Consider the following 23,563-nt stretch of genomic DNA (forward strand, 5'->3'; position numbering starts at 1 on the left):
CGCTCCGTGCGCACACCCCATGCACAGAGTGTGACGAATACGCAAGAGAAGTGTCCGGTTCGCCACAATTACCCCTCTGGAAACGTGATCTGCCTCACCCCGTGCACGGGAGGCTTCGCGCTTCTCCTAGGGTGTCCCGCAGTGACTTCCTTCGACTCATCCCCCCAACTCGGCGTCTGGCGCGCACTGCTCGCGCTCACCGTGGTCTTCGTCATGCTCGCGACCACCGGCTGGACCGCGGTGCGCCAGCACAGAGGCGCCGGCTCGCCGCTCGAAGCCACCATGGCCGCCTGGGACCGGGGCCGCATCGACGGCCGTGACCTGCCCGACTCCGGCGCCCCGGCCGCCCGGCTCGCGCGGTTCTTCGCGTCGCTCACCGCGCAGCAGCGCACGCGCCTCGCCGCCCGCTACCCCCTCGCCGTCGGCAACATGAACGGCGTCCCCGTACAACTGCGTTACCGCGCGAACCGCGTGGCTCTGCAGCAGGCGCGCGCGATCGAGAAGAAGCGCGTCCACGACGACCGCCTCTCACCCGTGGGCAAGCAGGAGGCGGAGCGCAGGATGAAGCGGTTCGGCGTGATGATGCGCCCGGACCGGCAGGTCCTCGCCTTCGACCCGATGGGCTCGGGGCGCATGGCCGAGGTCTACGGAGACCTCGACCGGGCCGGACGGGTGTCGGTCGTCGTGCCCGGAGTCGACACGAACGTCCTCACCTTCGAACGCACCCAGCGCAAGTACGCGGCGCCCGTCGGCATGGCGAAGGCGCTGTACCGCGCGGAGCGCACGGCCGCCCCCCGCGCGCGTACCGCCGTGATCGCCTGGGCCGACTACACCGCGCCCGTCGGCCTCGGCGTGGACGCGGCCACCTCGATGCGCGCCGACGACGGGGCGGTCCGCCTCGACTCGCTGGTGAGCGCGCTGCCCGGCCGGGCCGCGGTGGCGCTGTACTGCCACAGCTACGGCTCCGTGGTGTGCGGAGTCGCGGCCAACCGACTCCCCCGGCGGGTCACCGACATCGCGGTCGCGGGCAGCCCCGGCATGCGCGCCGACCGCGCCACCGGCCTCGGCACCCGGGCGCGGATCTGGGCCGCACGGGACAGCGACGACTGGATCCAGGATGTGCCGCACATGGAAGTCGGCGGGCTCGGCCACGGCGCCGACCCCGTCTCCGCGGGCTTCGGCGCGCGCGTGGTGTCCGCCGACCGCGCCCGGGGCCACACCGGTTACTTCGAGCCGGGCACGGACAGCCTCCGCAACTTCGCCCAGATCGGCGTCGGCGCGTACGACAAGGTGCGCTGCGCCAGCAAGTCCGTGGCCTGCCAGGAAGGTATGTCCGGTACGACAGCGGCCTGACGCGCGTAGAAATCGACGAAACAGCGGCCCGCCGCAGGAGAGACGGAGAAGCGCGTGCCGCATACGATGAGCCGCATGGGTGATGTACTGGCCGGATTTCACGCCGCCTGGGAGTTCGAGTCCGACTCCGTGCTCATCCGCTTCGAACGGGGGATCCGTACGCCGAAGCTGTTCCAGGCTCTCGGTGAGCGCCGTATCCCTCATGAGGCGATCGCGGGGGTCACTCTCACACCGGGCAAACGCGGGACGACCGTCCTGCACGCCGTCCCGAGACCGGGCGCCGACCCGCTCATGGAGGCGGCCGCGGGACAGCTCAAGGACGGCTCCGATCCGTACCGCCTGGTGCTCCCGGCGGAGCGCGAGACGCTCGCCGAGTACTACGCGGACGAGCTGCGCGCCGCCCTCCCGGCGGACGACCCGGGCCCGGCGGAGCGGCATCTGGTGGCCGCGCCCGAGGCGCCGCTGCAGTTCAAGGCGTACGACGGGAAGGCGTCCTTCGACGGCAAGGCGGTGGCCTTCCGCTGGTTCTGGACCGGGGCCTCGTCGGCCAAGTGGAAGGCCGGTGACCAGAGTTTCCTGGTCACCGACCTGAGCGGGGTCGAGTGGCGGTCGCCGGAGGTCTTCGAGGGCCATCTGCGGCTGCTGCGCCGCGAGTCGCCGATCGCTCAGCCCGCGCAGGCGGACCAGGATCCGGCGGCCGTCGTGTTCGGGCTCGGGTACGGGCCGGTGCACGAGTCGCTGCCGTTCGCCGCGTCCGTCCTCGCCGCTGTGCGGGCCTCGGGGCCCGCGCCCGCCGTGATCCCCGCCGCCGCGCCCGCCGTCCGGCGTGATCCCGCCGATATCGCCGACCGTATTCGCCACCTCGGCGAGTTGCACCAGGCCGGTCTGCTGACCGACGACGAGTTCACGGCCAAGAAGGCCGAGCTGCTGGCTGAGCTTTAGCCGGCCCCTGGGCCTTGGGGTGCCCACCGGGCTGGGGGCCGGTCTGGTTCGGCGGATGCGGCTACATCGTGGCTGGTCGCGCAGTGCCCCGCGCCCCTTTGGGGCGCGTCCTGCGGGCGCGGCCTGCGAGGCGCCCCTGGACTACTCGCGGCCTGCCGACGCGAACGTCATGTCCGCGTAGCGGTTCCCTGATACCCGGGCCGCGATCGGCTCCAGGAGAGCCAGGTCGGCGGGTGTCAGCTCGACCCTCGTCGCCGCCGTGTTCTCCTCCAGGCGGGTGCGCTTGCGGGTGCCGGGGATGGGGACCACCGGCAGGCCGTGGCTGCCGGACCGCTGCTGCACCCAGGCCAGGGCTGTCTGGGCCGGGGTCGCCCCGTGCGCGGCGGCCACCGTGCGGATCGGGTCCAGGAGGGCCGCGTTCGCCTCGGCGTTGGCGCCGGTGAAGCGGGGCTGCTGGCGGCGGAAGTCGCCCTCGGTCAGCTCCTTGTCGGCGCTGACGAAGGAGCCGGTCAGGAAGCCGCGGCCGAGCGGGGAGTACGGGACGAGGGTCACGCCGAGCTCGGCGGCGGCCGGGACCACGGCGCGCTCGATGTCGCGGCTGAACAGCGACCACTCCGACTGCAGGGCCGCGATCGGGTGCACGGCGTGCGCGGCACGCAGCTCGTCACCGGTGACCTCGCTGAGCCCGAGCTGCTTGACCTTGCCCGCGGCGACCAGCTCCGCCAGCACGCCGACCGTCTCCTCGATCGGCACCTTCGGGTCGCGGCGGTGCAGGTAGTAGAGGTCGATCACGTCCACGCCGAGGCGGCTCAGGCTGGCGTCGACGCAGGCGCGGAGGTACTCCGGCGCGTTGTTGATGATCCGCTTCGTCGAGTCGGCCGGGTCGATGGCCAGGGCGCACTTCGTGGCGATGACGACCTCGTCGCGGTGCGCCGCGAAGAACGGCGCGAGGAACTTCTCGTTCTCGCCGCTCGCGTACGCGTCGGCGGTGTCGTAGAGCGTGACGCCCAGGTCGAGTGCCCGCTCCAACGTGGCCCGGGCCTCGTCGGCGTCCGTGGGGCCGTACGCGAAGCTCATGCCCATGCAGCCGAGCCCCTGGACACCGACCTCGGGGCCCGCCGTGCCGAGCCGTGCGGTGGTGATCTTCACTGGTTCCGTGCCTCCGCTGAGGGTCTGGAGTAGCCGTTGTTCCGGAACAGCCGGGGTTCAGGAGCAGCCGGGCTTCAGGAGTAGATGTCGATCTTGTGGTCGAGGACGGCGAGCGTGCCCTGGAGCTCCGCGATCCGGGCCCGGACGTCGTGGCGGGTGCGCTCCAGGAGCTCCCGGCGCTGCGCGAAGGTCTGCTCGCCCTCGCGCACCAGCTCCGCGTACCGCACCATGTCGGCGACCGGCATGCCGGTCAGGCGCAGCTTGCCGACCAGGGTGAGCCAGTCCAGATCGCGGTTGCGGTAGCGGCGCTGGCCCGTGTGGGAGCGGTCGATGTGCGGCATCAGGCCGATCCGCTCGTACCAGCGCAGGGTGTGCGCGGTCAGTCCGGTCACCGCGACGACCTCGCTGATCGTGTAGTGGTCCTGCCCGTCCGGGCGCGGATGGGCGGGCGGGGGCGGGCAGATCTCGGGCCCGCCCTGGTCGCGGGCGGGGGCGGGGGTGGGTGCGGGGGTGGTCTCCATCACCGTCATGGCCCCCACGCTAGAACCCTTGAGCGCACTCCAAGCAAGGGCATTCGAGAAGATCGCCGGACGCGGGGGAAATCCGCGGGACGGCGCCGGGGTCCGCTGACTACCGTGCGGCCCATGAATCTCGTACGACGCGCCGCGGCGGCGGACGCCGAAGAAGTCATACGCCTGCGCCAGGTCATGATCGACTCCGTGTTCACCCTGGACGGCACCCTGCCCACCACGTCCGTCACCGACTGGCACGCCGCATCCATCCCCACCGTCCGCGAGCGCCTCGCCCACCCCGAGGGGAACTTCGCCGCGTTCGTCGTCGACCACCCCGAGCGGCCCGGCGGCCTCGCCGCGCTCGCCGTGGGCACCCTGGAGTACCGCATCGGGCGCGCGGGCAATCCGCACGGCCTCGCGGGCTATCTCTTCAGCGTCGCCACCGACCCCGGCACGCGCCGCCGGGGCTACTCCCGCGCCTGCGTGGAGGCGCTGCTCGACTGGTTCCGGGAGCGGGGCGCCGGGCAGGTCGACCTCACCGCGTCGCCCGAGGCCGAGCCGCTGTACGCGTCCCTCGGGTTCGTCCGCAAGCCCGACCCCTACATGCAGCTCAAACTCAAGGACGCTTAGGCTCGTACGCATGCAGAGCCTGGCGTTGATCGAGAACTGGCCGGTCCCGACCGCTGCCGCCGCCGTCGTCCGCGCGGACGGCACCGTCGCCGGGACGCGCGGGCCCACCGGGCAGCCCTTCGCCCTCGCCTCCGTCACCAAGCCGCTCGCGGCGTACGCGGCGCTCGTCGCGTACGAGGAGGGGGCGATCGAGCTGGACGAGCCCGCCGGGCCCGAGGGGGCCACCGTGCGGCATCTGCTCGCGCACACCAGCGGGCTCGCCTTCGACGCGCACGACGTCGTGGCCGCGCCCGGGGCGCGGCGGCTCTACTCCAACTCCGGGTTCGAGGTGCTCGGCGAGCACATCGCCAAGGCGACCGAGATTCCCTTCGAGGACTATCTGCGGCAGGCCGTGCTCGAACCGCTCGGGATGTCGTCCACCTTCCTCGCGGGTGCCGGGTCGCCCGCGAAGGACGGGGTGTCGACCGTGGCCGACCTCGTGCGGTTCGCCGCCGAGGTGCAGCTGCCCCGGCTGCTGGATCCGCGGACCGTGGCCGAGGCCATGTCCGTGGCCTACCCCGGACTCAAGGGGGTGCTTCCCGGGTACGGGCATCAGAATCCCAACGACTGGGGGCTCGGGTTCGAGATCCGGGACGGGAAGTCGCCGCACTGGACGGGGAGTTCCTCCTCGGCTCGGACCTTTGGGCACTTCGGGCAGGCGGGCACGTTCCTGTGGATCGACCCGGACGCGGGGGCGGCGTGCGTCGCCCTGACGGACCGGGCGTTCGGGCCGTGGGCCGTGGAGGTGTGGCCCGCGTTCACCGACGCGGTGCTGGCCGAGCTCTAGCGGCGCCTCAGCTCATCTCCCACACCAGCAGCTCCGCCCTGCCCCCGTACGCCACCACGTCCAACCCCTGCTCCCCCGTCACCCGGGCCGCGTCCCCCATGCCCAACTCCTCGTCCGCCAGGGCCACTTCGCCGTGGACCACATGGACGTAGACCGACGGGGCGTCGGGCAGGGCCGTGCGTTCGCCGGGGGTCAGGCGGCGGACGTGGAGGAGGGCGCCCGCGGCGGGGACCGCGTAGGGCGTGGAGTCGGCGATTCCGTGGACGATGGCGTAGGACGGGGGGCCGCCGGGGGCACGGGGGGACAGCCACATCTGGAGGAAGGTCAGGGGCTCGGGGCCCGCGTTGCGCTCGACGTGGCGGACCCCCGCGCCCGCGCTGAGGTGCTGGACGTCGCCGCGGCGGACGACGGACTCGTGGCCCTCGGAGTCGCGGTGGGTCAGCTCGCCCGCGACGACCCAGGTGACGATCTCGGTGTGGCTGTGCGGATGCTCGTCGAACCCGGCGCCGGGCGCCAAGTGCTCCTCGTTGCAGGCGAGGAGTGCGCCGAAGCGGAGGTTGTCGGGCTCGTAGTAGGGCCCGAAGGAGAAGGCGTGGAAGGAGTCGATCCCCGCCATGGGGTCGCCCCCGGGATACCGCTCACCGGAACGCCGTACTTCAATCACGCCCCCACCGTAGACCCGGCCCCGCACGCCGCCGTCCCGATAAGGCAGTCTTGTCCCCGTGCCCGAACCTGAAGCGAACTCAGCCCACCAGGGCGCCGGTGCCGACGCCCGGCGCGCCGGCCGCGCCCACGCGCACACCGCGACCCTGAAGCGCCTGGAGAAGTCGTCCGGCAGCCTCGCGGCGCAGGCGATCGCGCGCATGGACGAGACGCTGTCCTGGTACCGGGCCATGCCACCGGAGAACCGCTCCTGGATCGGCCTGGTCGCCCAGGCCGGTATCGCCGCGTTCACCGAGTGGTTCCGGCACCCCGACGCCCCGCAGGCGATCTCGACGGACGTCTTCGGCACCGCGCCGCGCGAGCTGACCCGGGCGATCACGCTGCGCCAGACCGTGGAGATGGTGCGGACCACCATCGAGGTGATGGAGTCCGCGATCGACGAGGTGGCGGCCCCGGGCGACGAGGGCGTGCTGCGCGAGGCGCTGCTCGTCTACGCCCGCGAGATCGCCTTCGCCACCGCGCAGGTGTACGCACAGGCCGCCGAGGCACGCGGTGCCTGGGACGCGCGCCTGGAGTCGCTGGTGGTGAACGCCGTGCTCTCCGGGGAGGCCGATGAGGGTGCCGTCTCCCGTGCGGCGGCGCTTGGCTGGAACTCGCCGGACCACGTCTGCGTGGTCCTCGGCACCGCGCCCGACGGCGACAGCGAACTCACCGTCGAGGCGATCCGGCGCGCGGCACGGCACGCCAAGCTCCAGGTCCTCACCGGTGTACTCGGGACCCGCCTGGTCGTCATCGCGGGCGGCAACGACAACCCCCTGGCGGTCGCCAAGGCGCTGATCGGGCCGTACGCGGCCGGGCCCGTGGTGGCCGGGCCCATCGTGCCGGACCTGCTTGCCGCCACCCGCTCCGCGCAGGCCGCCGCCGCGGGCCTGAAGGCGTGCGGGGCCTGGCAGGACGCGCCGCGCCCCGTCCTCGCGGACGATCTGCTGCCCGAGCGGGCGATCGCGGGCGATCCAGCGGCGCGCGAACAGCTGGTGGAGGAGATCTACAGACCGCTGGAGGAGGCCGGTTCGGCGCTCCTGGAGACCCTCAGCGTCTACCTGGAACAGGCGAGCAGCCTGGAGGGCGCCGCGCGGATGCTCTTTGTGCATCCCAACACCGTGCGCTACCGGCTTCGACGTGTGACTGACGTCACCGGCTGGTCACCCTCGGATGTGCGCTCGGCGTTCACTCTGCGCATCGCGCTGATCCTGGGACGTCTCGCCGACGGTGATCCCCAGCCTTAAGTCTTTGTCGGGGCTCTACAATTCCCCCAGCGGTTCTTCGTCCCTGTCCCCACGGGCGGTTCGTACTGTCCACAAGAGAGAGTGTGAGAGTGCTCGTACTCGTCGCTCCCGGCCAAGGCGCTCAGACGCCCGGCTTCCTGACCCCCTGGCTGGACCTCCCCGGTGCCGCCGACCGGCTCGCTGCCTGGTCGGACGCCATCGGGCTCGACCTCGTCCACTACGGCACGCAGGCCGACGCGGACGAGATCCGGGACACCGCGGTGGCGCAGCCGCTGCTCGTGGCCGCCGGTCTGGTCTCCGCCGCGGCACTGGGTGACATCACGCCGGGCGCCGTCGCCGGGCACAGCGTCGGCGAGATCACCGCCGCCGCGTACGCCGGTGTGCTCACCGAGGACGACGCCCTGCGCTTCGTGCGCAAGCGCGGCCTGGCCATGGCCGAGGCCGCCGCGGCAACGGAGACCGGCATGGCGGCGCTGCTCGGCGGCGACCCCGCCGTGACCGTGCCGCACCTGGAGAAGCTGGGCCTGACCCCGGCGAACGTGAACGGCGCGGGCCAGATCGTGGCCGCGGGCACCGCGGCCCAGCTCGCCGCCCTCGCGGAGGACAAGCCCGAGGGCGTCCGCAAGGTCGTCGCCCTCAAGGTGGCGGGCGCGTTCCACACGGAGCACATGGCACCCGCCGTGGCGACGCTGGCGGAGGCCGCAGCAGGCCTCACCGTCGCCGACCCCCGGTTCACCTACCTCTCGAACCGCGACGGCAAGACGGTCACCGGCGGCGCCGACGTGGTCGCCCGCCTGGTCGGCCAGGTCGCCAACCCGGTCCGCTGGGACCTGTGCATGGAGACCTTCACGGAGCTCGGCGTGACGGCGCTGATCGAGATGTGCCCCGGTGGCACCCTGACCGGTCTGGCCAAGCGCGCGCTGCCGGGCGTCAAGACGCTCGCGGTGAAGACCCCCGACGACCTCGACGCGGCCCGCACGCTCGTCGCCGAGCATTCCTGAGCGAGACAAGGAGCCGTAGCGCATGTCGAAGATCAAGCCCAGCCAGGGCGCCCCGTACGCGCGGATCATGGGCGTCGGCGGCTACCGGCCCACCCGTGTCGTACCGAACGAGGTCATCCTCGAGACGATCGACTCGTCCGACGAGTGGATCCGTTCCCGCTCCGGCATCCAGACCCGGCACTGGGCCTCCGACGAGGAGACCGTCGCGGCGATGTCGATCGAGGCGTCCGGCAAGGCCATCGCGGACGCGGGCATCACGCCCGAGCAGATCGGCGCCGTGATCGTCTCCACCGTCTCGCACTTCAAGCAGACCCCGGCGATCGCCACCGAGATCGCGGACAGGCTCGGCACCGGCAAGCCCGCCGCGTTCGACATCTCCGCGGGCTGCGCCGGCTTCGGCTACGGCCTGACCCTCGCCAAGGGCCTGGTCGTCGAGGGCTCCGCCGAGTACGTCCTGGTCATCGGCGTGGAGCGACTGAGCGACCTCACCGACCTGCACGACCGGGCCACGGCGTTCCTGTTCGGTGACGGCGCGGGCGCGGTGATCGTGGGCCCCTCCAAGGAGCCGAAGATCGGCCCGACGGTCTGGGGCTCGGAGGGCGACAAGTCCGACACGATCAAGCAGACCGAGTCGTGGGAGGCGTACCGCAACGGCGCCCCCGACAAGTTCCCTGCCATTACGCAGGAGGGCCAGGCGGTGTTCCGCTGGGCCGTGTTCGAGATGGCGAAGGTCGCCCAGCAGGCGCTGGACGCGGCCGGAATCACCGCGGACGACCTGGATGTCTTCATTCCGCATCAGGCCAACGAGCGGATCATCGACTCGATGGTGAAGACTCTGAAACTGCCGGAGCACGTCATGGTCGCCCGTGACGTGCGCACCACCGGCAACACCTCGGCCGCCTCGATTCCGCTCGCGATGGAGCGGCTTCTGGCGACCGGTGAGGCGAAGAGCGGCGACACGGCGCTCGTCATCGGCTTCGGGGCGGGTCTCGTGTACGCCGCCACGGTCGTTACCCTCCCCTAGGCACCCGCTGCGGATCTTCGGATCCACGCGGTTGCCGTCACACCCTCTGGATACATACGAAGGAGCGCCAAACATGGCCGCCACTGAGAAGGAGATCGTCGACGGTCTCGCGGAGATCGTCAACGAGATCGCCGGCATCCCGGTCGAGGACGTCCAGCTGGACAAGTCCTTCACCGACGACCTGGACGTCGACTCGCTGTCCATGGTCGAGGTCGTCGTCGCCGCCGAAGAGCGCTTCGACGTCAAGATCCCGGACGACGACGTCAAGAACCTCAAGACGGTCGGCGACGCGACCAAGTACATCCTCGAGCACCAGGGCTGACACCCGGTACGAGCCTGACGACCGCAGGCTCGTACCGGCCCGGCTCATGCCAGCCGCCACCCGGCGGTGGCGCCGCCGCATCCGCATCTGAACCAAATCGTGGAGAGAGAAATCCAGTGAACTCGACCAATCGCACCGTGGTCGTCACCGGTATCGGCGCAACCACACCGCTGGGTGGCGACGCGGCATCGACCTGGGAGGGTCTGCTCGCCGGCCGTTCCGGGATCAGCCTCATCGAGGAGGACTGGGCGGCCGAGCTGCCGGTCCGCATCGCCGGGCGGATCGCCGTGGAGCCGACGGAGACCATCCCGCGCCCGCAGGCCCGCAAGCTCGACCGTTCGGCGCAGTTCGCGCTGGTCGCGGCCGACGAGGCCTGGAAGGACGCGGGTTTCACCGCGAAGGCCGGTGAGGACACGGCCGTCGACCCCGACCGCCTCGGCGCGGTCATCGCCTCCGGCATCGGCGGCGTGACGACCCTCCTCGACCAGTACGACGTGCTGAAGGAGAAGGGCGTACGCCGCGTCTCCCCGCACACGGTTCCCATGCTGATGCCCAACTCGCCCGCGGCGAACGTCGGCATCACCCTGAACGCCCGCGCCGGGGTGCACACCCCGGTCTCGGCCTGCGCGTCCGGCGCGGAGGCCATCGGCTACGCGATCGAGATGATCCGCACCGGCCGCGCCGACATCGTCGTCGCCGGCGGCACGGAGGCGGCCATCCACCCGCTGCCGATCGCCGCGTTCGGCAACATGATGGCGATGTCGAAGAACAACGACGACCCGCAGGGCGCCTCCCGCCCCTACGACCGCGACCGCAACGGCTTCGTGCTCGGCGAGGGCGCGGGCGTGGTCGTCCTGGAGTCCGAGGAGCACGCCAAGGCGCGCGGCGCCCGGATCTACGCGGAGGCAGTCGGCCAGGGCATCTCGGCCGACGCCCACCACATCACGCAGCCCGAGCCGTCCGGCAACGGCATCGCGGCGGCGCTGCAGCACCTGGTCGACAACACCGGCCTGAAGCCCGCCGAGATCGTGCACATCAACGCGCACGCCACCTCGACCCCGCAGGGCGACGTCGGTGAGATCAAGGCGCTGCGCCAGGCCTTCGGCGACGACGTCGACCACATGGCGATCGCCTCGACGAAGTCGATGACCGGTCACCTCCTGGGCGGCGCCGGTGGCGTGGAGACCGTCGCGACGGTCCTCGCGCTGTACCACCGGATGGCCCCGCCCACGATCAACGTCGAGAACCTCGACCCCGAGGTCGACGCGGACATCATCCGCGGCGAGCCCCGCCCGCTGCCCGAGGGCACGATCGCGGCGCTGAACGACTCGTTCGGCTTCGGCGGCCACAACGTGGTCCTCGCCTTCCGCACTGTGTGATGCGGCTGAACCGCCGCCGCGCTCGCGGACCCCATCGCTCGCCGCTGGGGTTCCTCAATTGATGGCCGCGGTGTTCGTCGCACAGAAGAAGGCCCGCCCGGACTCTCCGGGCGGGCCTTCTTCACGTGTACGCGCTCTCACACGACCTGGTGCAGCCAGCGCACCGGTGCGCCCTCGCCCGCGTACCGGAACGGTTCCAGCTCGTCGTCCCAGGGCTTGCCGAGGAGCTTGGCCAGTTCGGCGGCCAGGTCGCTCTCGCCGCGCTGGGAGCGGGCGAGGGCGGCGCGCAGGCGGTCCTCGGGGATCAGGATGTCGCCGTGGATGCCGGTGACGGCGTGGAAGATGCCGAGCTGGGGGGTGGCGCTGTAGCGCTCGCCCTCGGCGGACGCGCTGGGTTCGGCCGTGACCTCGAAGCGCAGCAGGTCCCAGCCGCGCAGCGCGGAGGCGAGCTTGGAGGCGGTGCCGGCCGAGGCCTGCCAGGAGAACTCGGATCTCCAGGTGCCGGGCGCCGCGGGCTGTCGAATCCAGTCGAGGCTGACGCGTGCGCCGAGTACGCCCGCGACGGCCCACTCGACGTGCGGGCACAGCGCGCGGGGTGCGGAGTGCACGTACAGAACTCCACGTGTCGTCACCGGGACCTCCAGTGTGGGACGAGGTACGCCTTCCCCAGCGGCCTCGCGCCCGTGCCGAGCGATATTCCCCGAAAGCGGGGAAAGTCAAAAAAGGGGACAGATGTGACGTGATGTAATTTAGCGGAACCGAGGAAATCAGGTGCCACTGGGTGGCGAGGCTACCGTGTGGCGAGGCAAGGAGTGTGACGTACCGTCGGTCCGCATGCCGGGAACCCCTTGGGTTTCACCCGCTGGGAGGCCCGGAAACCCCCGGTTGGGTGTCCCGGGACCACGCACGGGACATATCAGCACTCGACGGGACGCAACCTGAACGGCCCGCGCGACGTCACGTTGGACGACAGAGGGGACGAGGATGCGGAATTCAAGGCACCGCGCACGGGCCGCCGTCGCCCTCGCGACGGCGGCTCTCACCGGTTTCGCCACACTCACCGCGTGCGACGCCTCGGGCGGCGACTCCGCGGCGCCCGGCGGTTCGGCGGCCCAGGACAGAGCGGCCCCCAAGCGGGCCCCGGCCTGGGACACCAGCCCTCGCTCCCTCGCCGCCGTCGGCGACTCCATCACCCGCGGCTTCGACGCCTGTTCGGTGCTCTCCGACTGCCCTGAGGTGTCCTGGGCGACGGGCAGCGACGACGGGGTGCGCAGCCTCGCGCAGCGGCTGCTCGGCAAGCAGCGCGCGGAGACGCACAGTTGGAACTACGCCAAGACCGGCGCGAGGATGGCCGACCTCCCCGAGCAGATGGCCCGCGCCGCCGCGCGGAAGCCCGAGCTGGTCACGGTGATGGCGGGCGCGAACGACGCGTGCCGGTCGTCGGCCGACGAGATGACCTCCGTCGCGGAGTTCCGCGCCGACTTCGAGGACTCCTTGCGCACGCTGCGCCGCTCCCAGCCGAAGACGCAGGTGTACGTGGCGAGCGTGCCGGACCTGAAGCGGCTCTGGTCGACCGGGCGCACCAACCAGCTCGGCAAGCAGGTGTGGAAGCTCGGCATCTGCAAGTCGATGCTGGCCGACGCGGACGACATGGACCGGGCCGCCACCGAGCGGCGGCAGTCGGTGCAGGACCGCGTGGTGGCGTACAACAAGGTGCTCAAGGACGTCTGCGCGCAGGATCAGCGCTGCCGGTACGACGGCGGGGCGGTCTTCGGCTTCCACTTCGACGGGGAGCAGCTGAGCCACTGGGACTGGTTCCACCCCAGCAAGGACGGGCAGTCGCGCCTCGCCGAGATGGCCCACAAGGGGGTCACGGCCGCCCGGCCGCGCAGCTAGCCACCACCTCCACCTCGATCAGGGCCTCCGGCTTGAACAGCCGCGGGACCGACACCGTGGTGCTCGTGGGCGGGGTCCCGGTCAGGTAGGTGCGGCGGACGGCGGCGTAGCCCGGCAGGTCGTCCATGTCCGTCAGGAACGTGCGGATGTTGATGATGTCGGCGAGCGTCGCGCCGTGCGCCCGCAGGAGCGCGCTGAGGGCCGCGAAGACGCCGTGGGTCTGCTCGGCGATGCCGTCGCCCGCGGCTATCTGCCCGGAGAGGTACAACAGGGCGCCGCCGTCGGCGAGTTGGACGCGGGCGACCTGGGAGTAGGGGCCGAGGGGCTGGGGTGCTGTGGCGGGGTTGTCGAGGGTGACGTGCATGGGTCCGGGCTCCTGAAGTCGGGATTCGGGCAGGCTTGAGGGCGGGCCGTGGGTGCTGGCCCGTGGGTGACTGGTGGCGCGTGGGGGGGGCCGGTGACGGGTGGGGGGCGGTGATGAGTGGCTGGTGGTGGGTCAGGGGCGGGGCTTGCGGGTGTCGCGGATGTGGGTGACGGCCGCGGCGATGTCCTCGTGGGCCACGGCCGGGTCCGCCGCCGCTGCCTCGTAGTGGCCGCGGACCGCCTCCATCGCGGGCAGCCACGTCGTGCTCGTGGCCAGGGCCACGTCCTTCGCGGCGAGGTCGCTGCCGAAGTGCACGTCGGTGGCGAAGGCACGGGCGACGGCGCCCGCGAGCGGCCCCCGCGCCAGCACGTCCCGCGCCAGCTCCGCGTCCAGGCCGAGCGCGTCGGCCAGCGCCATCGACTCCGCGACCAGGGCGACGCCGCCGAGCACGGCCGTGTTCACGACGACCTTGAGCGCGGCGCCCGAGCCGAGCGGCCCGGTCCGGGTCACCGTGCCGAGGTGGGCGAGCAGCGGCTGCACGGCGGTGGCGTCCCCGCCCGCGAGGATCCCGAGCCGCCCCGCCGCGGCCTTGTCCGTGCTGCCCGCCACGGGCGCGTCGACCAGCGTGACGCCGTCCGGCACCCGCTCCCCCAGCTCCCGCACGGCCTCGGGCCCGACCGTCGACATCTCCACCCAGTGGACGCCGCCGCGCCCCCGCAGCACCGGCACGATCCCGTCGGCGACGTACCGCAGCGCGTCGGGGCCCGCCAGCATCGTGATGACGACGTCGGCGTCCCGCACGGCGTCCGCGGGCGAGGCGGCGAGGCGTGCGCCCGCCGCGACGAGGGGCGCCGCCTTCGCGGCGGTGCGGTTCCACACGGTCAGCGGGTGTCCGGCGGCGAGGACGCGGTGGGCCATGGGGGCGCCCATGTGGCCGAGGCCGAGGAACGCGACACGCCGGCGCGGGGCCTGGGCGGGCCGGGCCGGCCGGCCGGGCTGTTCCGTGCCGGGTGCTGCGGCGGATTCCGTGCGGGGTTCCGCGCTCTGGTCCCTGTTCCGTTCCCTGTTCCGTTCCATGCGTACGACGCTAGGCCCGGGCGGGTGATGCCACAAGCGAATGCCTAGCATGGGAGATATGCATGATCCGCATGGCTTGAGTGACTCGGCGAGTGACGCGGCGGCCGATGTGTCGACCGTCTGGCTGCGCGCCTTCGTGGCGGTGGCACGGCACGGCTCCTTCACCGTGGCCGCGCGGCGCCTCGGCTGGACGCAGTCCGCGGTGTCCCGTCAGATCGCCTCCCTGGAGGGCGCGTTCGGCGGCGCCCCGCTGTTCGACCGGTTGCCGCGCGGGGTGCGACCGACGGCGCACGGGCGGGCCGCGCTGCCGCACGCGGAGGCGGCTCTGCGTCAACTGGCGCTCCTGCGACGGGAGTTGGCGGAGCTGGACGACGTGGCGGGCGGGCTGCTGCGGTTCGGGGCGTTCGCGACGGCGGACGCGGCGCTGGTGCCGCGGGCCATCGCGCTGTTCCGTACCCGCCACCCCGGGGTGACCCTCGCCCGCGAGGAGGGGTTCACCGGGCCGCTGCTCGGGCGCCTCGCGGAGGGCGAGTTGGACCTGGCGGTCGTGTCGACCACGGGCGGCCCGCTCCCCGAGGACGCGTACGCGTTGCACCATCTGCTCGACGAGACGCTCTACGTGGCCGTGCCCGCCGGCCACCCGCTGGCGGCCGAGCCCCGCGTCGGCCTGGACCGGCTCGCCGACGAGGACTGGATCTCGGGCAGCCCCGAACCGGCGGGCACCCTCCTCGACGCGGCGCTGCGGCACGGCTTCCGGCCCCGGATCGCCCATGTGGTCGGCGAGTGGACGGCCAAGCAGGGGTACGTCGCCGCGGGCCTCGGCGTGACCCTGGTCCCGGCGCTCGCCGCGCAGGGGGCACGGCCGGACATCACCCTGGTGCCGGTGCGCGACGAAGGGGTACCCGCGCGGGCGGTGTACGCGGCGACGGCGCGGGGCCGGACGGCGCCGCCCGCGGTGGCCCCGTTCCTGGCGGCGCTGCGGGAGGCGTGCGCGGACTCGACGTAGCAGCACAGCGGAGAGCTCCGCGAGGCACCGGGGAAAGCTCCGTGTGCAGGCATGGCGCCGACCACCCCCGTCCCGCGATACTTCGGCCACCTCACCTGCAACGGAAGGACTCTCGTGGCTTCGTCCCCCTCCCCCGGGATATCAGGTCGGCGGCTCGGTGTGTACGGCGTGTTCGGCGCCGTGCTCCTCGCCGGAACGTTCGTGCCGCCCGCGTCGGCCGCCGACACCGTCCGGGCCGACGCGCCCACCGTCGAGGAGCAGCGCCTCGACCGCGCGGCGCCCCAGGAGATCCTGCGGCGCGCCGGGTTCGACCGGGTGGCGCCCGGCTTCGCGCGGGACCTCGGCCGCGTCCGCTCCTACGAACAGGCGGAGCGGCTCGCCGTACGGCAGGGGCAGGCGCTGTGGCGACGGGCCGTGGACCGGGCGCAGGGGCGCGGGCCGCAGGGCGGGGACCTGAGCCGGGACGACGACCGGCCGCTGTACTGGGCGCGGCTCGGGATGACGCGGGCGCTGCGGGCCTGGGAGCCGCGCGGGTTCGAGCTGGGCGACGCCCGGCGGCAGCGGCTCCTGGGGAAGCTGGAGACGACGTCCCGGGGCCAGGACACGATCAGCTACCCCAAGGGGCACCGGATGAAGCGGGTCCTGGTGACCGGCTTCGACCCGTTCACGCTCGACCGCGACACCCGCATCAGCAACCCGTCCGGCGCCTCCGCGCTCGCCCTCGACGGCACCGTCGTCCGGACCGCCGAGGGCCCCGTCCGCATCGAGACGGCCGTCTTCCCGGTCCGCTGGACGGACTTCGCCGAGGGCGAGGTGGAGCGGGTCCTGCGGCGGCAGCTCCCGCGCGTCGACCTGTTCACGACCGTGAGCCAGGGCCGGGTCGGCAAGTTCGACATCGAGCGGACCAACGGGGCCTGGCGGGGCGGGTTCGGGGACAACGAGAACCTGTCGAGCACCGGTGTCGTACCGGTCACCGACCCCGCCTCGCAGCCGCAGTGGACGACGACGACCCTCCCGTACAAAGACATCGTCGCGGCGGACACCGGGCGCTTCCCCGTGTACGACAACACGGCCGTGACCGAGATCCCGGCGGGCGGCACCACGCCCGTGCAGCGGCCGGACGGGCCCACGGAGGGGTCGGCGGCACGGGCGGGCGGCGGCGGGGACTACCTGTCCAACGAGATCGCGTACCGGGCGACGCTGCTGCGCGACCGGCTCGGGCTGCACGACCGGCTGCCGGGCGGCCATGTGCACACGCCCGTGCTGCAGTTCGGCGCCGGGAACACCGACCCGGCGACCGGCACGGTCACGGACGCGGAGTTCGTCCGCAACCGGGTCGACATCATCGGGCAGGTGCGGCAGATCGTGGTGACGGCCGTGGTGGCTAACGGGCGGTAGGCGCGCCCCGGCCGTCCGGCCGAGGGGTTCCGCCGGCGTCGGTGCCGTCATCGGCGTCATCGTCGTCGGCGCCCGTGTCCTCGCCCATGAGATCCCGCGCCATCAGCGTCGCCCCGGCGACCGCGCCCGGCATCAGGAACACGGCGACGAACGGCACCAGGAAGAAGACCGCGAGCGGGGCGCCGAAGCCCCACGCCAGGGACTTGCGGGCCCGGAGCAGGGCCAGGCGGTCGCGCAGCCGCACCCCGCGGCGCTGCAGCGCGACCGCCGTCAGCTCCTCCACCAGGAAGAAGCCGGTGACGAAGAAGCCCATCACGGGGATCACGGTCTGGCCGACGACCGGCAGGAAGCCGAGGCCGAAGAGCAGCACGCCCCAGATCACGGCCCGCACGACGATGCGGAGGCTGTCGCGGACGGAGATCAGCAGTTCGCGCCAGAGCGGCAGGCCCGACTCGGGCGCGAAGCCCGCCACGGAGATGTCGACCTGTTCGGAGAGGGACTCGTAGAACGGCTCGCCGATCACGAGGGTCACCGCGGTGAACGTCACCACGGAGAGCAGCAGCGCGAGGGCGAAGAGCAGCACCGTCAGGAAACCGCGGAGCAGGCCCGGCCACGGGTCCGACCAGTCGTCGGCGAACGGCGTCGCCCACGACACGAGATCCGTGCCCCACACGGCGAGCGCGACGAGCGCGCCCGCGTACAGCACGAGGGTGATCAGTCCCGGCAGCAGTCCCCATCCGAACTGCTTGCCGTGCTGGGCGACCCAGCGCTGCCCCTTCACCAGATAGCCGAATCCACGACCCAGTTCACGCATGCGGCACACCTTATCCGGCCCGCCGTCGCGGACCCGGGCCGGTGCGGGTGGGGTGGCTGTTTCGTGAATACCCCCTTGTTGCGCGCGATTTCACCCTGTAGACCTCCCCTACTGATCTCTCGACGGATCACCGACCGATCCACCCGACCGCTCTCCCGGGTCGGCGTACGACCCACGCTTCGGAGGTACGTATGGGGATATCCCGCCCATCAAGACCCGTGCTCCTGACCGCATCGGCCGCCGCGGGCACGCTCCTGTTCACCGCGCTCACGCCCGGCGGTGCGAGCGCAGATCCCGCGCCGCGGCCGGTGATCCGCGACGAGGCCCCGCTGGACTCGCCCGACCGGGCCGCGCGGGCCCCGGAGAGCGCCGCGGACCGCGCGCTCGACGCGTCCAACGGCGCCGCCCGCACCGGCGAGGGCCGCGGCTATCCGCGCGAACAGCACCTCGGCGCGGTGCCGAAGAACCCGGCCGACAAGTCCATCAAGCTGGGCCTCACCCCGTACCACGCCATCGCCCCCAGGCTGAACAAGATCCAGGGCATCGGCGACCGGGTCAGTGTGGAGATAGCCGGGCGGTCGGCCGGGGGGCACGACCTGTATCTGGTGACGGTCACCGCGCCCGAGTCGGCGCGCGAGACCGCCCGGCAGGAGAAGATGCGCGACCGCATCGAGAACGCGCCCAAGGCCGCCGCCAAGGACAAGGCGCTCAAGTCGGCGTACAAGGCGCCGGTGTTCATCAACAACAACATCCACGGCAACGAGTGGGAGGGCACCGACGCGGCCCTGAAGCTCATCGAGAAGCTGGCGAAGGCCAAGGACACCAAGACCCGCGACCTGCTCGCCCGGCACCGCCTCTACTTCAACGTCACGATGAACCCCGACGGGCGGATCGCCGGCACCCGCGAGAACGCAGGCGGCTTCGATCTGAACCGGGACTTCATCACCGGAACCCAGTCCGAGACGCGCGCGGTGCGGCAGATCGCCATCGACAAGCAGCCCGCGATGATGATCGACCTGCACGGGTACGTGAACGGTACGCTCATCGAGCCGACCACCCCGCCGCACGGCGAGAACTACGAGTACGACCTGTTCCTGAAGAACAGCTACGCCAACGCCCTCGGCATGGAGAAGGCCGTCAACGGCCTCGGCTACACCGCGGCGAAGGACGGCGTGAAGCCCGCGATCATCCCCTTCCGCGACCAGGAAGAGGGCTGGGACGACTGGCCGCCGATCTTCACCCCGCAGTACATGCCGTTCCACGGCGCGGTCGCGGCGCACACCATCGAGTTCCCGATGCAGGTCAACAACGAGGAGTACGACTCCCAGCCCGCCGCCGAGCTGCGCCGCCGTGCCGCCATCAACGTGGACATCGCGGGCGCGGCCATGAAGGCGACGCTCGACTACGCGCGCGGCCACCGCACGTCGCTGATCGCCGACCAGATCGAGGTGTTCCGGCGCGGGGCCGCGGGCGAGAAGTCGGTGGAGATCTCCGAGGAGACCGTGCCGGGCGTGCCGGGCATCGGCCCGGAGGACGTCTACACGACCGAGTTCCCGCGTGCGTACGTCATCCCGGCGGGCAAGCGTCAGCGCTCCGCCGCCGCCACGTCCCGCCTGGTGGACCATCTCCTCGCCAACGACGTCCGCGTGCGGCGCGCCACCCGGGACTTCCGGCTCGGCAACGCCTCGTACGCGAAGGGCTCGTACGTCGTCGACATGCACCAGCCCAAGCGGGGCATCGCCAATGTGATCCTCGCGGACGGGCGGGACATCAGCGACAAGGTGTCGGCGATGTACGACATCTCCGGCTGGAGCCTGGGCCGCCTGTGGGGCGCGTCCGTGCACGCCGCCCGCAAGGGCGACCCGGCCGCGGTGCCGTCGCGCGCGGTGCAGTCGGCCACCCGGGTCGGCCATGTCGCGCCGCGCGGGAACCTGCGGCTGCGCCTGGACGACCCCCGCGAGGTGGCCGCCCTCAACTCCCTTACCGCTGCGGGGGTTTCGGCACGCCGGGCCGCCGACGGCAGTGTCATCGTCCCGGGTTCGGCGCGGCGGGCCGCTCGGGCCGCCGCCAAGAAGTACGACGTGGCGTTCTCCGCGACCGAGGCGCGGGGCAAGGACGTGGTGCGCCGCACGCGGGTCGCCGCGGCCGTGACGCCCGGGGAGCTCCTCGCGCTGCGGGAGATGAACTTCGACGTGGTGCCCGTCTCCACGGCCGTCCTCAACGACGGCTTCGACTGGCGCAAGGCCGACGTCCTGTTCGCCTCCTCCGGCCTCGACCGGAGCGAGCTGAAGCCCGCCGCGCGCAAGCGGCTCGACGCGTTCCTCGCCGGGGGCGGGGGGCTTGTCGGGCGGGGTGCCGGGGGTGCCGCGCTGAACGAGGCCGCGAAGCTGCTCCCCGTCACCGCCGTCCAGGGCAACGGCGACGCCAACGGCGTCGTCCGCGTCCGCAACGCCGACGGCCCCGTAGCCGGTTCCGGCTCCGGCTCCGGCCACAGCTTCGTCTACGCCCCCATGTGGTTCACGGGCCTCGGCGACGGCGTCCGCGTCGAACAGGCCTACGCGGGCGGCAAGCCGCTCGTCTCCGGCCACTGGCGCGCCGACTCCGCCGGTGCGGGCGGTCCGGCCGACGCGGCCGGGGAGGCGTCCGTGGTCAGCGGTTCGCGTGGCTCGACCAAGGTCGTCCTCTTCGGCACTGAGCCGTTGTTCCGGGGGCACCCGAAGGGGGTGTTCGCCGAGGTGGGGCGGGCGTTGTTCGGGGTGCGGTAGCCCTCGCGGGGGCGCCCCAGGCCCGCCCCTTCCCGTAACCGGGGCTCCGCCCCGGACCCCGCTCCTCAAACGCCGGAGGGGCTACAGACAGCCCCTCCGGCGTTTGGGGAAGGACTCAGGCGACCTTCAGGTCCACCTTGATGTTGCCGCGGGTGGCGTTGGAGTAGGGGCAGACCTCGTGGGCCTTCTCCAGCAGGGCCTTGGCCGTGGCGGCGTCCACGTTCGGGATGGAGGCGATGAGTTCGACCTCGAGGCCGAAGCCGCCCGCGCCGTTGGCGCCGATGCCGACCTTCGCGGTGACGGTGGAGCCGGAGATGTCGGCCTTCTCGCGGCGGGCGACCACACCGAGGGCGCCCTGGAAGCAGGCGCTGTAGCCGGCGGCGAAGAGCTGCTCGGGGTTGGTGCCCGCGCCGCTGCCGCCCATCTCCTTCGGCGGGTTCACGACGACGTCGAGCTTGCCGTCGTCGCTGGCGACCCGGCCGTCACGGCCGTTCTCCGCGGTGGCCACGGCGGTGTACTTGACGTCGATGTTCTGGATGGACATAACTGCCGATCCCTCCTGAGGTGTGCCGTGTCGCGCGCCCGCCCGACCCGGCGATTGTGGAATTAGGTTATCGGATGACGGAAGAGGGGCCACCGCGTCCGTGCGGGGTCACGCGTCGAGGGAGACGACCATCTTTCCGGTGTTCTCGCCGCGCAGCATGCCGAGGAACGCCTCGGCGCCGCTCTCGATCCCCCGCGAGAAGGTCTCGTTGTACTTGAGCTCGCCCGACCGCACCCAGGCACCGACCTCGCGCACGAACTGGCCCTGAAGGTCCTGGTGGTCCTGGACGAGCATGCCCTGGACCCGGAGGCGCTTACCGATGATCATGGCCATGTTGCGCGGGCCCGGCGTCGGCTCCGTGTCGTTGTAGCCCGCGATCATGCCGCAGATCGTGATGCGGCCGTGCACGTTCATGCGGCTGATGGCGGCTTCCAGGTGCTCGCCGCCGACGTTGTCGAAGTAGACGTCGACGCCGTCGGGGGCGGCCTCCTTGAGCTGGTCGACGACCGGGCGCTCGTCGCGGTAGTTGAACGCCGCGTCGAAGCCGTACTCCTCGGTCAGGAGCTTCACCTTCTCGTCCGAGCCCGCCGAGCCGATCACGCGGGCCGCGCCCTTGAGCCGGGCGATCTGACCGACCTCACTGCCGACGGCGCCGGCCGCGCCGGAGACGAAGACCGTGTCGCCCTCCTTGAAGGACGCCACGTCCAGCAGGCCCGCGTACGCCGTCAGGCCCGTCATGCCGAGCACGCCGAGGTACGCCGACAGCGGCGCCGCCTCCGGGTCCACCTTCGTCGCGTACGACACGGGCACCGACGCGTACTCCCGCCAGCCCGCGAAGTGCAGCACGTGGTCGCCCGCCGCGAAGCCGTCCGCGTTCGACGCCACGACGACGCCGACCGCGCCGCCGTCCATCGGCTGGTCCAGCTGGAACGGCGGGATGTACGACTTCACGTCGTTCATGCGGCCGCGCATGTACGGGTCGACCGAGAAGTACAGGTTCCGGACCAGGACGCGACCCTCGGCGGGGGCCTCGACCGGGACCTCGCGGAGCGCGAAGTCCTCGGGGACCGGCCAGCCGTGCGGGCGACGCACGAGGTGCCAGGCGCGGCCGGTGGCCGGGAGCTGCTCGGGGGCTGCGGACATGAGGGGTGTCCTCCTCAGGCTGGGGAAGCGGCGACGGGCTGCGCGCGGTGGGCGCGTGCCTTCATACTTCAGGCCCTGATGCTTCAGGTTCTGAAATAAGCATGCGCTTCGATATTTCATGTTGTCAAGTAAATGGGTAACCTGGAGGCATGGCCACCCAGAATCCGGACACCCCCGCCGACGCCCCCCGCATCGATCCGCTGACCCTTGAGGTCGTGGAGCTGATCGGCGCCGTCGTGGCGCGCTACTACGAGGAGTACGACGTCGCCGCGGGCAAGCACGCCCTGACCGGCGCGCAGGCGCGGGTGCTCGGGCTGCTCTCCCTCGAGCCCATGCCGATGCGGCGCATCGCGCAGAAGCTGAAGTGCGAGCCGTCGAACGTGACCGGCATCGTGGACCGGCTCGAGGCCCGCGGCCTCGTCGAGCGGCGCCCCGACCCCGCCGACCGGCGCGTGAAGCTGGCCGCGCCGACCGAGGAGGGGCTCAGCACCGCGCGCAGCCTGCGGGAGTCCCTGGACTTCGCCCGGGAGCCGCTGGCCGAGCTCTCACACACGGAGCGGGAGTCGCTGCGCGGGCTGCTGCGGCGAATGCTGGGCACCTGAGCTTTGCGTACGCCAACGGCGCTACGTGCACCACCACAGGAACCGGTCGCACGTCTCCGACGGGCTCGGGTCCGGGTCCGGGTCGCTCGGGGGCTTCGTGGTGGACGGCTTCGGGCCGGGGTTCTGCGGGCTCGTGGTCGGGTTGCCCGAGGTCGGGTCCGGGTCCGGGCCGCCGGAGGTGCCGCTGCCGCCGGTCGCCGTACTGGTGCCGCCGTCGCCCGCACCGTCGCCGCCGGAGCCCTGAGCGTCCCCGTCGGCGTCCTCGCCCTCGTCGTTCTCGGCGCCCTTGCCGTCCTTCTCGCCCTTGCCGTCCCTGCCGTCCTTGCCCTTCTTCTTCGCGGCCTCCGACGCGGACGCCGACGGCGAACCGTCCGTCGGCTCCCCCACCGGCTCCACGGACGCGTTCGACCCCTGCGCGCCGTCCGTGTCCCCGGAGTCGCCGGACTCCCCCGCCGACTCGCCCCGGTCCCGCGCCGACGTCGCCTTCGAGTCGTCCGACGCGGACTCGGTGCCCAGCTCGGCCAGACTCAGGCCGCCCGCGGCGAGCGCGACGCCCGCGGCGATCAGGATGACCTTGCGGCGCCTGCGGCGGTGCTGGGCGGCCTTGCGGGCCCGCTCCCGGCGGCGGCCGCGGCTCCGGACCCGGCCGCCGGGCGACCGTTCCTCGTCCGCCTCGGCCAGGTCGGCGTCGGGTTCGTCCTGGGCGGCGACCGCCTCCGCGTACTCCCGGCAGGCTTCGGCCGGGGTGCCGCACCCCGGGCAGGCGAGGGCGCCGTTGAGGTGCCGGTGGCACGCGTGGCAGTAGTCCATGAGGCATGGAGGCTAGGTCCCACGCCGGTACGGAGGAAGTTGAAGCTGTGAATGTTG

Annotated in this window: 24 protein-coding genes; 14 read left to right on the plus strand and 10 right to left on the minus strand. The window is 72.4% G+C overall.

Annotated features, from left to right (window positions below; translation table 11 throughout):
- Positions 1 to 141 precede the first annotated feature (141 nt).
- Complete coding sequence (locus IE274_RS00535; protein ID WP_190113525.1) at positions 142 to 1,353, plus strand: alpha/beta hydrolase; 1,212 nt, start codon at positions 142 to 144, stop codon at positions 1,351 to 1,353.
- Positions 1,354 to 1,428: 75 nt separating this feature from the next.
- Entirely contained in the window at positions 1,429 to 2,295 is an 867-nt protein-coding gene (locus IE274_RS00540; RefSeq protein WP_190113526.1) for a DUF4429 domain-containing protein, read from the plus strand.
- Positions 2,296 to 2,436: 141 nt separating this feature from the next.
- Here IE274_RS00540 and IE274_RS00545 read toward each other — a convergent pair whose 3' ends face one another.
- The gene (locus IE274_RS00545) at positions 2,437 to 3,444 is read right to left on the minus strand and encodes an aldo/keto reductase (RefSeq protein ID WP_190113527.1); all 1,008 of its coding nucleotides are present in this window, start codon (positions 3,442 to 3,444) and stop codon (positions 2,437 to 2,439) included.
- A gap of 74 nt (positions 3,445 to 3,518) precedes the next feature.
- The gene (locus IE274_RS00550) at positions 3,519 to 3,974 is read right to left on the minus strand and encodes a MerR family transcriptional regulator (RefSeq protein ID WP_190113528.1); all 456 of its coding nucleotides are present in this window, start codon (positions 3,972 to 3,974) and stop codon (positions 3,519 to 3,521) included.
- A gap of 114 nt (positions 3,975 to 4,088) precedes the next feature.
- On the opposite strand from IE274_RS00550, the gene IE274_RS00555 reads away from it, so the two are divergent.
- Positions 4,089 to 4,586, plus strand: coding sequence for a GNAT family N-acetyltransferase (locus IE274_RS00555; RefSeq protein ID WP_190113529.1), 498 nt, complete (start codon positions 4,089 to 4,091; stop codon positions 4,584 to 4,586).
- Positions 4,587 to 4,596: 10 nt separating this feature from the next.
- Positions 4,597 to 5,412, plus strand: coding sequence for a serine hydrolase domain-containing protein (locus tag IE274_RS00560; RefSeq protein ID WP_190113530.1), 816 nt, complete (start codon positions 4,597 to 4,599; stop codon positions 5,410 to 5,412).
- 7 nt (positions 5,413 to 5,419) lie between these two features.
- Here the strand turns inward: IE274_RS00560 and IE274_RS00565 are convergent, their stop codons facing one another.
- Positions 5,420 to 6,076: a pirin family protein gene (locus IE274_RS00565; RefSeq protein WP_443732146.1), complete on the minus strand. Its 657-nt coding sequence runs from the start codon at positions 6,074 to 6,076 to the stop codon at positions 5,420 to 5,422.
- 58 nt (positions 6,077 to 6,134) lie between these two features.
- On the opposite strand from IE274_RS00565, the gene IE274_RS00570 reads away from it, so the two are divergent.
- The 5 genes from IE274_RS00570 to fabF all read left to right on the plus strand — a co-directional run bounded on the left by IE274_RS00570 (position 6,135) and on the right by fabF (position 11,087).
- Positions 6,135 to 7,361, plus strand: coding sequence for a PucR family transcriptional regulator (locus tag IE274_RS00570; RefSeq protein ID WP_190113531.1), 1,227 nt, complete (start codon positions 6,135 to 6,137; stop codon positions 7,359 to 7,361).
- Between the two features lie 89 nt (positions 7,362 to 7,450).
- On the plus strand, positions 7,451 to 8,362 hold the full coding sequence (locus tag IE274_RS00575; RefSeq protein WP_190113532.1) for an ACP S-malonyltransferase: 912 nt from the start codon (positions 7,451 to 7,453) through the stop codon (positions 8,360 to 8,362).
- Positions 8,363 to 8,384: 22 nt separating this feature from the next.
- Positions 8,385 to 9,386: a ketoacyl-ACP synthase III gene (locus IE274_RS00580; RefSeq protein WP_190113533.1), complete on the plus strand. Its 1,002-nt coding sequence runs from the start codon at positions 8,385 to 8,387 to the stop codon at positions 9,384 to 9,386.
- 73 nt (positions 9,387 to 9,459) lie between these two features.
- Entirely contained in the window at positions 9,460 to 9,708 is a 249-nt protein-coding gene (locus IE274_RS00585; RefSeq protein WP_190113534.1) for an acyl carrier protein, read from the plus strand.
- Between the two features lie 116 nt (positions 9,709 to 9,824).
- Positions 9,825 to 11,087 carry a beta-ketoacyl-ACP synthase II gene (gene fabF, locus IE274_RS00590; protein WP_190113535.1) on the plus strand — a complete coding sequence of 421 codons (1,263 nt, stop codon included), beginning with the start codon at positions 9,825 to 9,827 and terminating at the stop codon, positions 11,085 to 11,087.
- 137 nt (positions 11,088 to 11,224) lie between these two features.
- Here the strand turns inward: fabF and IE274_RS00595 are convergent, their stop codons facing one another.
- Positions 11,225 to 11,719 (minus strand): DUF3145 domain-containing protein, encoded by a 495-nt coding sequence (locus tag IE274_RS00595; RefSeq protein ID WP_190113536.1) that lies wholly within the window; start codon positions 11,717 to 11,719, stop codon positions 11,225 to 11,227.
- 352 nt (positions 11,720 to 12,071) lie between these two features.
- Between IE274_RS00595 and IE274_RS00600 the strand changes: the two genes are divergently transcribed.
- Positions 12,072 to 12,983, plus strand: a complete 912-nt coding sequence (locus tag IE274_RS00600; RefSeq protein ID WP_190113537.1) for an SGNH/GDSL hydrolase family protein — start codon at positions 12,072 to 12,074, stop codon at positions 12,981 to 12,983.
- Here IE274_RS00600 and IE274_RS00605 read toward each other — a convergent pair.
- Positions 12,958 to 13,347 carry a RidA family protein gene (locus IE274_RS00605; RefSeq protein WP_190113538.1) on the minus strand — a complete coding sequence of 130 codons (390 nt, stop codon included), beginning with the start codon at positions 13,345 to 13,347 and terminating at the stop codon, positions 12,958 to 12,960. The genes IE274_RS00600 and IE274_RS00605 overlap by 26 nt on opposite strands.
- 132 nt (positions 13,348 to 13,479) lie before the next feature.
- Entirely contained in the window at positions 13,480 to 14,424 is a 945-nt protein-coding gene (locus tag IE274_RS00610; protein ID WP_190113539.1) for an NAD(P)-dependent oxidoreductase, read from the minus strand.
- A 49-nt stretch (positions 14,425 to 14,473) separates the two neighbouring features.
- On the opposite strand from IE274_RS00610, the gene IE274_RS00615 reads away from it, so the two are divergent.
- Positions 14,474 to 15,430, plus strand: coding sequence for a LysR family transcriptional regulator (locus IE274_RS00615; RefSeq protein WP_190113540.1), 957 nt, complete (start codon positions 14,474 to 14,476; stop codon positions 15,428 to 15,430).
- 114 nt (positions 15,431 to 15,544) lie between these two features.
- Positions 15,545 to 16,828, plus strand: coding sequence for a pyroglutamyl-peptidase I (locus IE274_RS00620; RefSeq protein WP_372447227.1), 1,284 nt, complete (start codon positions 15,545 to 15,547; stop codon positions 16,826 to 16,828).
- Here the strand turns inward: IE274_RS00620 and IE274_RS00625 are convergent.
- On the minus strand, positions 16,815 to 17,642 hold the full coding sequence (locus tag IE274_RS00625; RefSeq protein WP_190113541.1) for an EI24 domain-containing protein: 828 nt from the start codon (positions 17,640 to 17,642) through the stop codon (positions 16,815 to 16,817). The genes IE274_RS00620 and IE274_RS00625 overlap by 14 nt on opposite strands.
- Positions 17,643 to 17,833: 191 nt before the next feature.
- Here IE274_RS00625 and IE274_RS00630 point away from each other — a divergent pair, with 191 nt between their 5' ends.
- Positions 17,834 to 20,407 carry a M14 family zinc carboxypeptidase gene (locus IE274_RS00630; RefSeq protein ID WP_190113542.1) on the plus strand — a complete coding sequence of 858 codons (2,574 nt, stop codon included), beginning with the start codon at positions 17,834 to 17,836 and terminating at the stop codon, positions 20,405 to 20,407.
- A gap of 115 nt (positions 20,408 to 20,522) precedes the next feature.
- Here the strand turns inward: IE274_RS00630 and IE274_RS00635 are convergent, their stop codons facing one another.
- Positions 20,523 to 20,951, minus strand: a complete 429-nt coding sequence (locus tag IE274_RS00635) for an organic hydroperoxide resistance protein (protein ID WP_190113543.1) — start codon at positions 20,949 to 20,951, stop codon at positions 20,523 to 20,525.
- Positions 20,952 to 21,059: 108 nt separating this feature from the next.
- Positions 21,060 to 22,094: an NADP-dependent oxidoreductase gene (locus IE274_RS00640; protein WP_190113544.1), complete on the minus strand. Its 1,035-nt coding sequence runs from the start codon at positions 22,092 to 22,094 to the stop codon at positions 21,060 to 21,062.
- A 149-nt stretch (positions 22,095 to 22,243) separates the two neighbouring features.
- On the opposite strand from IE274_RS00640, the gene IE274_RS00645 reads away from it, so the two are divergent.
- The gene (locus IE274_RS00645; RefSeq protein ID WP_190113545.1) at positions 22,244 to 22,696 is read left to right on the plus strand and encodes a MarR family winged helix-turn-helix transcriptional regulator; all 453 of its coding nucleotides are present in this window, start codon (positions 22,244 to 22,246) and stop codon (positions 22,694 to 22,696) included.
- 21 nt (positions 22,697 to 22,717) lie between these two features.
- Here IE274_RS00645 and IE274_RS00650 read toward each other — a convergent pair whose 3' ends face one another.
- Entirely contained in the window at positions 22,718 to 23,506 is a 789-nt protein-coding gene (locus tag IE274_RS00650) for an SCO2400 family protein (protein ID WP_190113546.1), read from the minus strand.
- Positions 23,507 to 23,563: the final 57 nt, after the last annotated feature.

This window comes from Streptomyces flavofungini, from assembly GCF_014650815.1.
GTDB lineage: Bacteria > Actinomycetota > Actinomycetes > Streptomycetales > Streptomycetaceae > Streptomyces > Streptomyces flavofungini.

What these genes read in the sequence shown, in the direction of transcription:
- IE274_RS00540 (WP_190113526.1), top strand. Translation starts at nt 1,429, where the DNA reads ATGGGTGATGTACTGGCCGGATTTCACGCCGCCTGGGAGTTCGAGTCC.
- IE274_RS00550 (WP_190113528.1), bottom strand. Translation starts at nt 3,974, where the DNA reads ATGACGGTGATGGAGACCACCCCCGCACCCACCCCCGCCCCCGCCCGC.
- IE274_RS00555 (WP_190113529.1), top strand. Translation starts at nt 4,089, where the DNA reads ATGAATCTCGTACGACGCGCCGCGGCGGCGGACGCCGAAGAAGTCATA.
- IE274_RS00560 (WP_190113530.1), top strand. Translation starts at nt 4,597, where the DNA reads ATGCAGAGCCTGGCGTTGATCGAGAACTGGCCGGTCCCGACCGCTGCC.
- IE274_RS00580 (WP_190113533.1), top strand. Translation starts at nt 8,385, where the DNA reads ATGTCGAAGATCAAGCCCAGCCAGGGCGCCCCGTACGCGCGGATCATG.
- IE274_RS00585 (WP_190113534.1), top strand. Translation starts at nt 9,460, where the DNA reads ATGGCCGCCACTGAGAAGGAGATCGTCGACGGTCTCGCGGAGATCGTC.
- IE274_RS00600 (WP_190113537.1), top strand. Translation starts at nt 12,072, where the DNA reads ATGCGGAATTCAAGGCACCGCGCACGGGCCGCCGTCGCCCTCGCGACG.
- IE274_RS00605 (WP_190113538.1), bottom strand. Translation starts at nt 13,347, where the DNA reads ATGCACGTCACCCTCGACAACCCCGCCACAGCACCCCAGCCCCTCGGC.
- IE274_RS00610 (WP_190113539.1), bottom strand. Translation starts at nt 14,424, where the DNA reads ATGGAACGGAACAGGGAACGGAACAGGGACCAGAGCGCGGAACCCCGC.
- IE274_RS00615 (WP_190113540.1), top strand. Translation starts at nt 14,474, where the DNA reads ATGGGAGATATGCATGATCCGCATGGCTTGAGTGACTCGGCGAGTGAC.
- IE274_RS00625 (WP_190113541.1), bottom strand. Translation starts at nt 17,642, where the DNA reads ATGCGTGAACTGGGTCGTGGATTCGGCTATCTGGTGAAGGGGCAGCGC.
- IE274_RS00630 (WP_190113542.1), top strand. Translation starts at nt 17,834, where the DNA reads ATGGGGATATCCCGCCCATCAAGACCCGTGCTCCTGACCGCATCGGCC.
- IE274_RS00635 (WP_190113543.1), bottom strand. Translation starts at nt 20,951, where the DNA reads ATGTCCATCCAGAACATCGACGTCAAGTACACCGCCGTGGCCACCGCG.
- IE274_RS00640 (WP_190113544.1), bottom strand. Translation starts at nt 22,094, where the DNA reads ATGTCCGCAGCCCCCGAGCAGCTCCCGGCCACCGGCCGCGCCTGGCAC.
- IE274_RS00645 (WP_190113545.1), top strand. Translation starts at nt 22,244, where the DNA reads ATGGCCACCCAGAATCCGGACACCCCCGCCGACGCCCCCCGCATCGAT.
- IE274_RS00650 (WP_190113546.1), bottom strand. Translation starts at nt 23,506, where the DNA reads ATGGACTACTGCCACGCGTGCCACCGGCACCTCAACGGCGCCCTCGCC.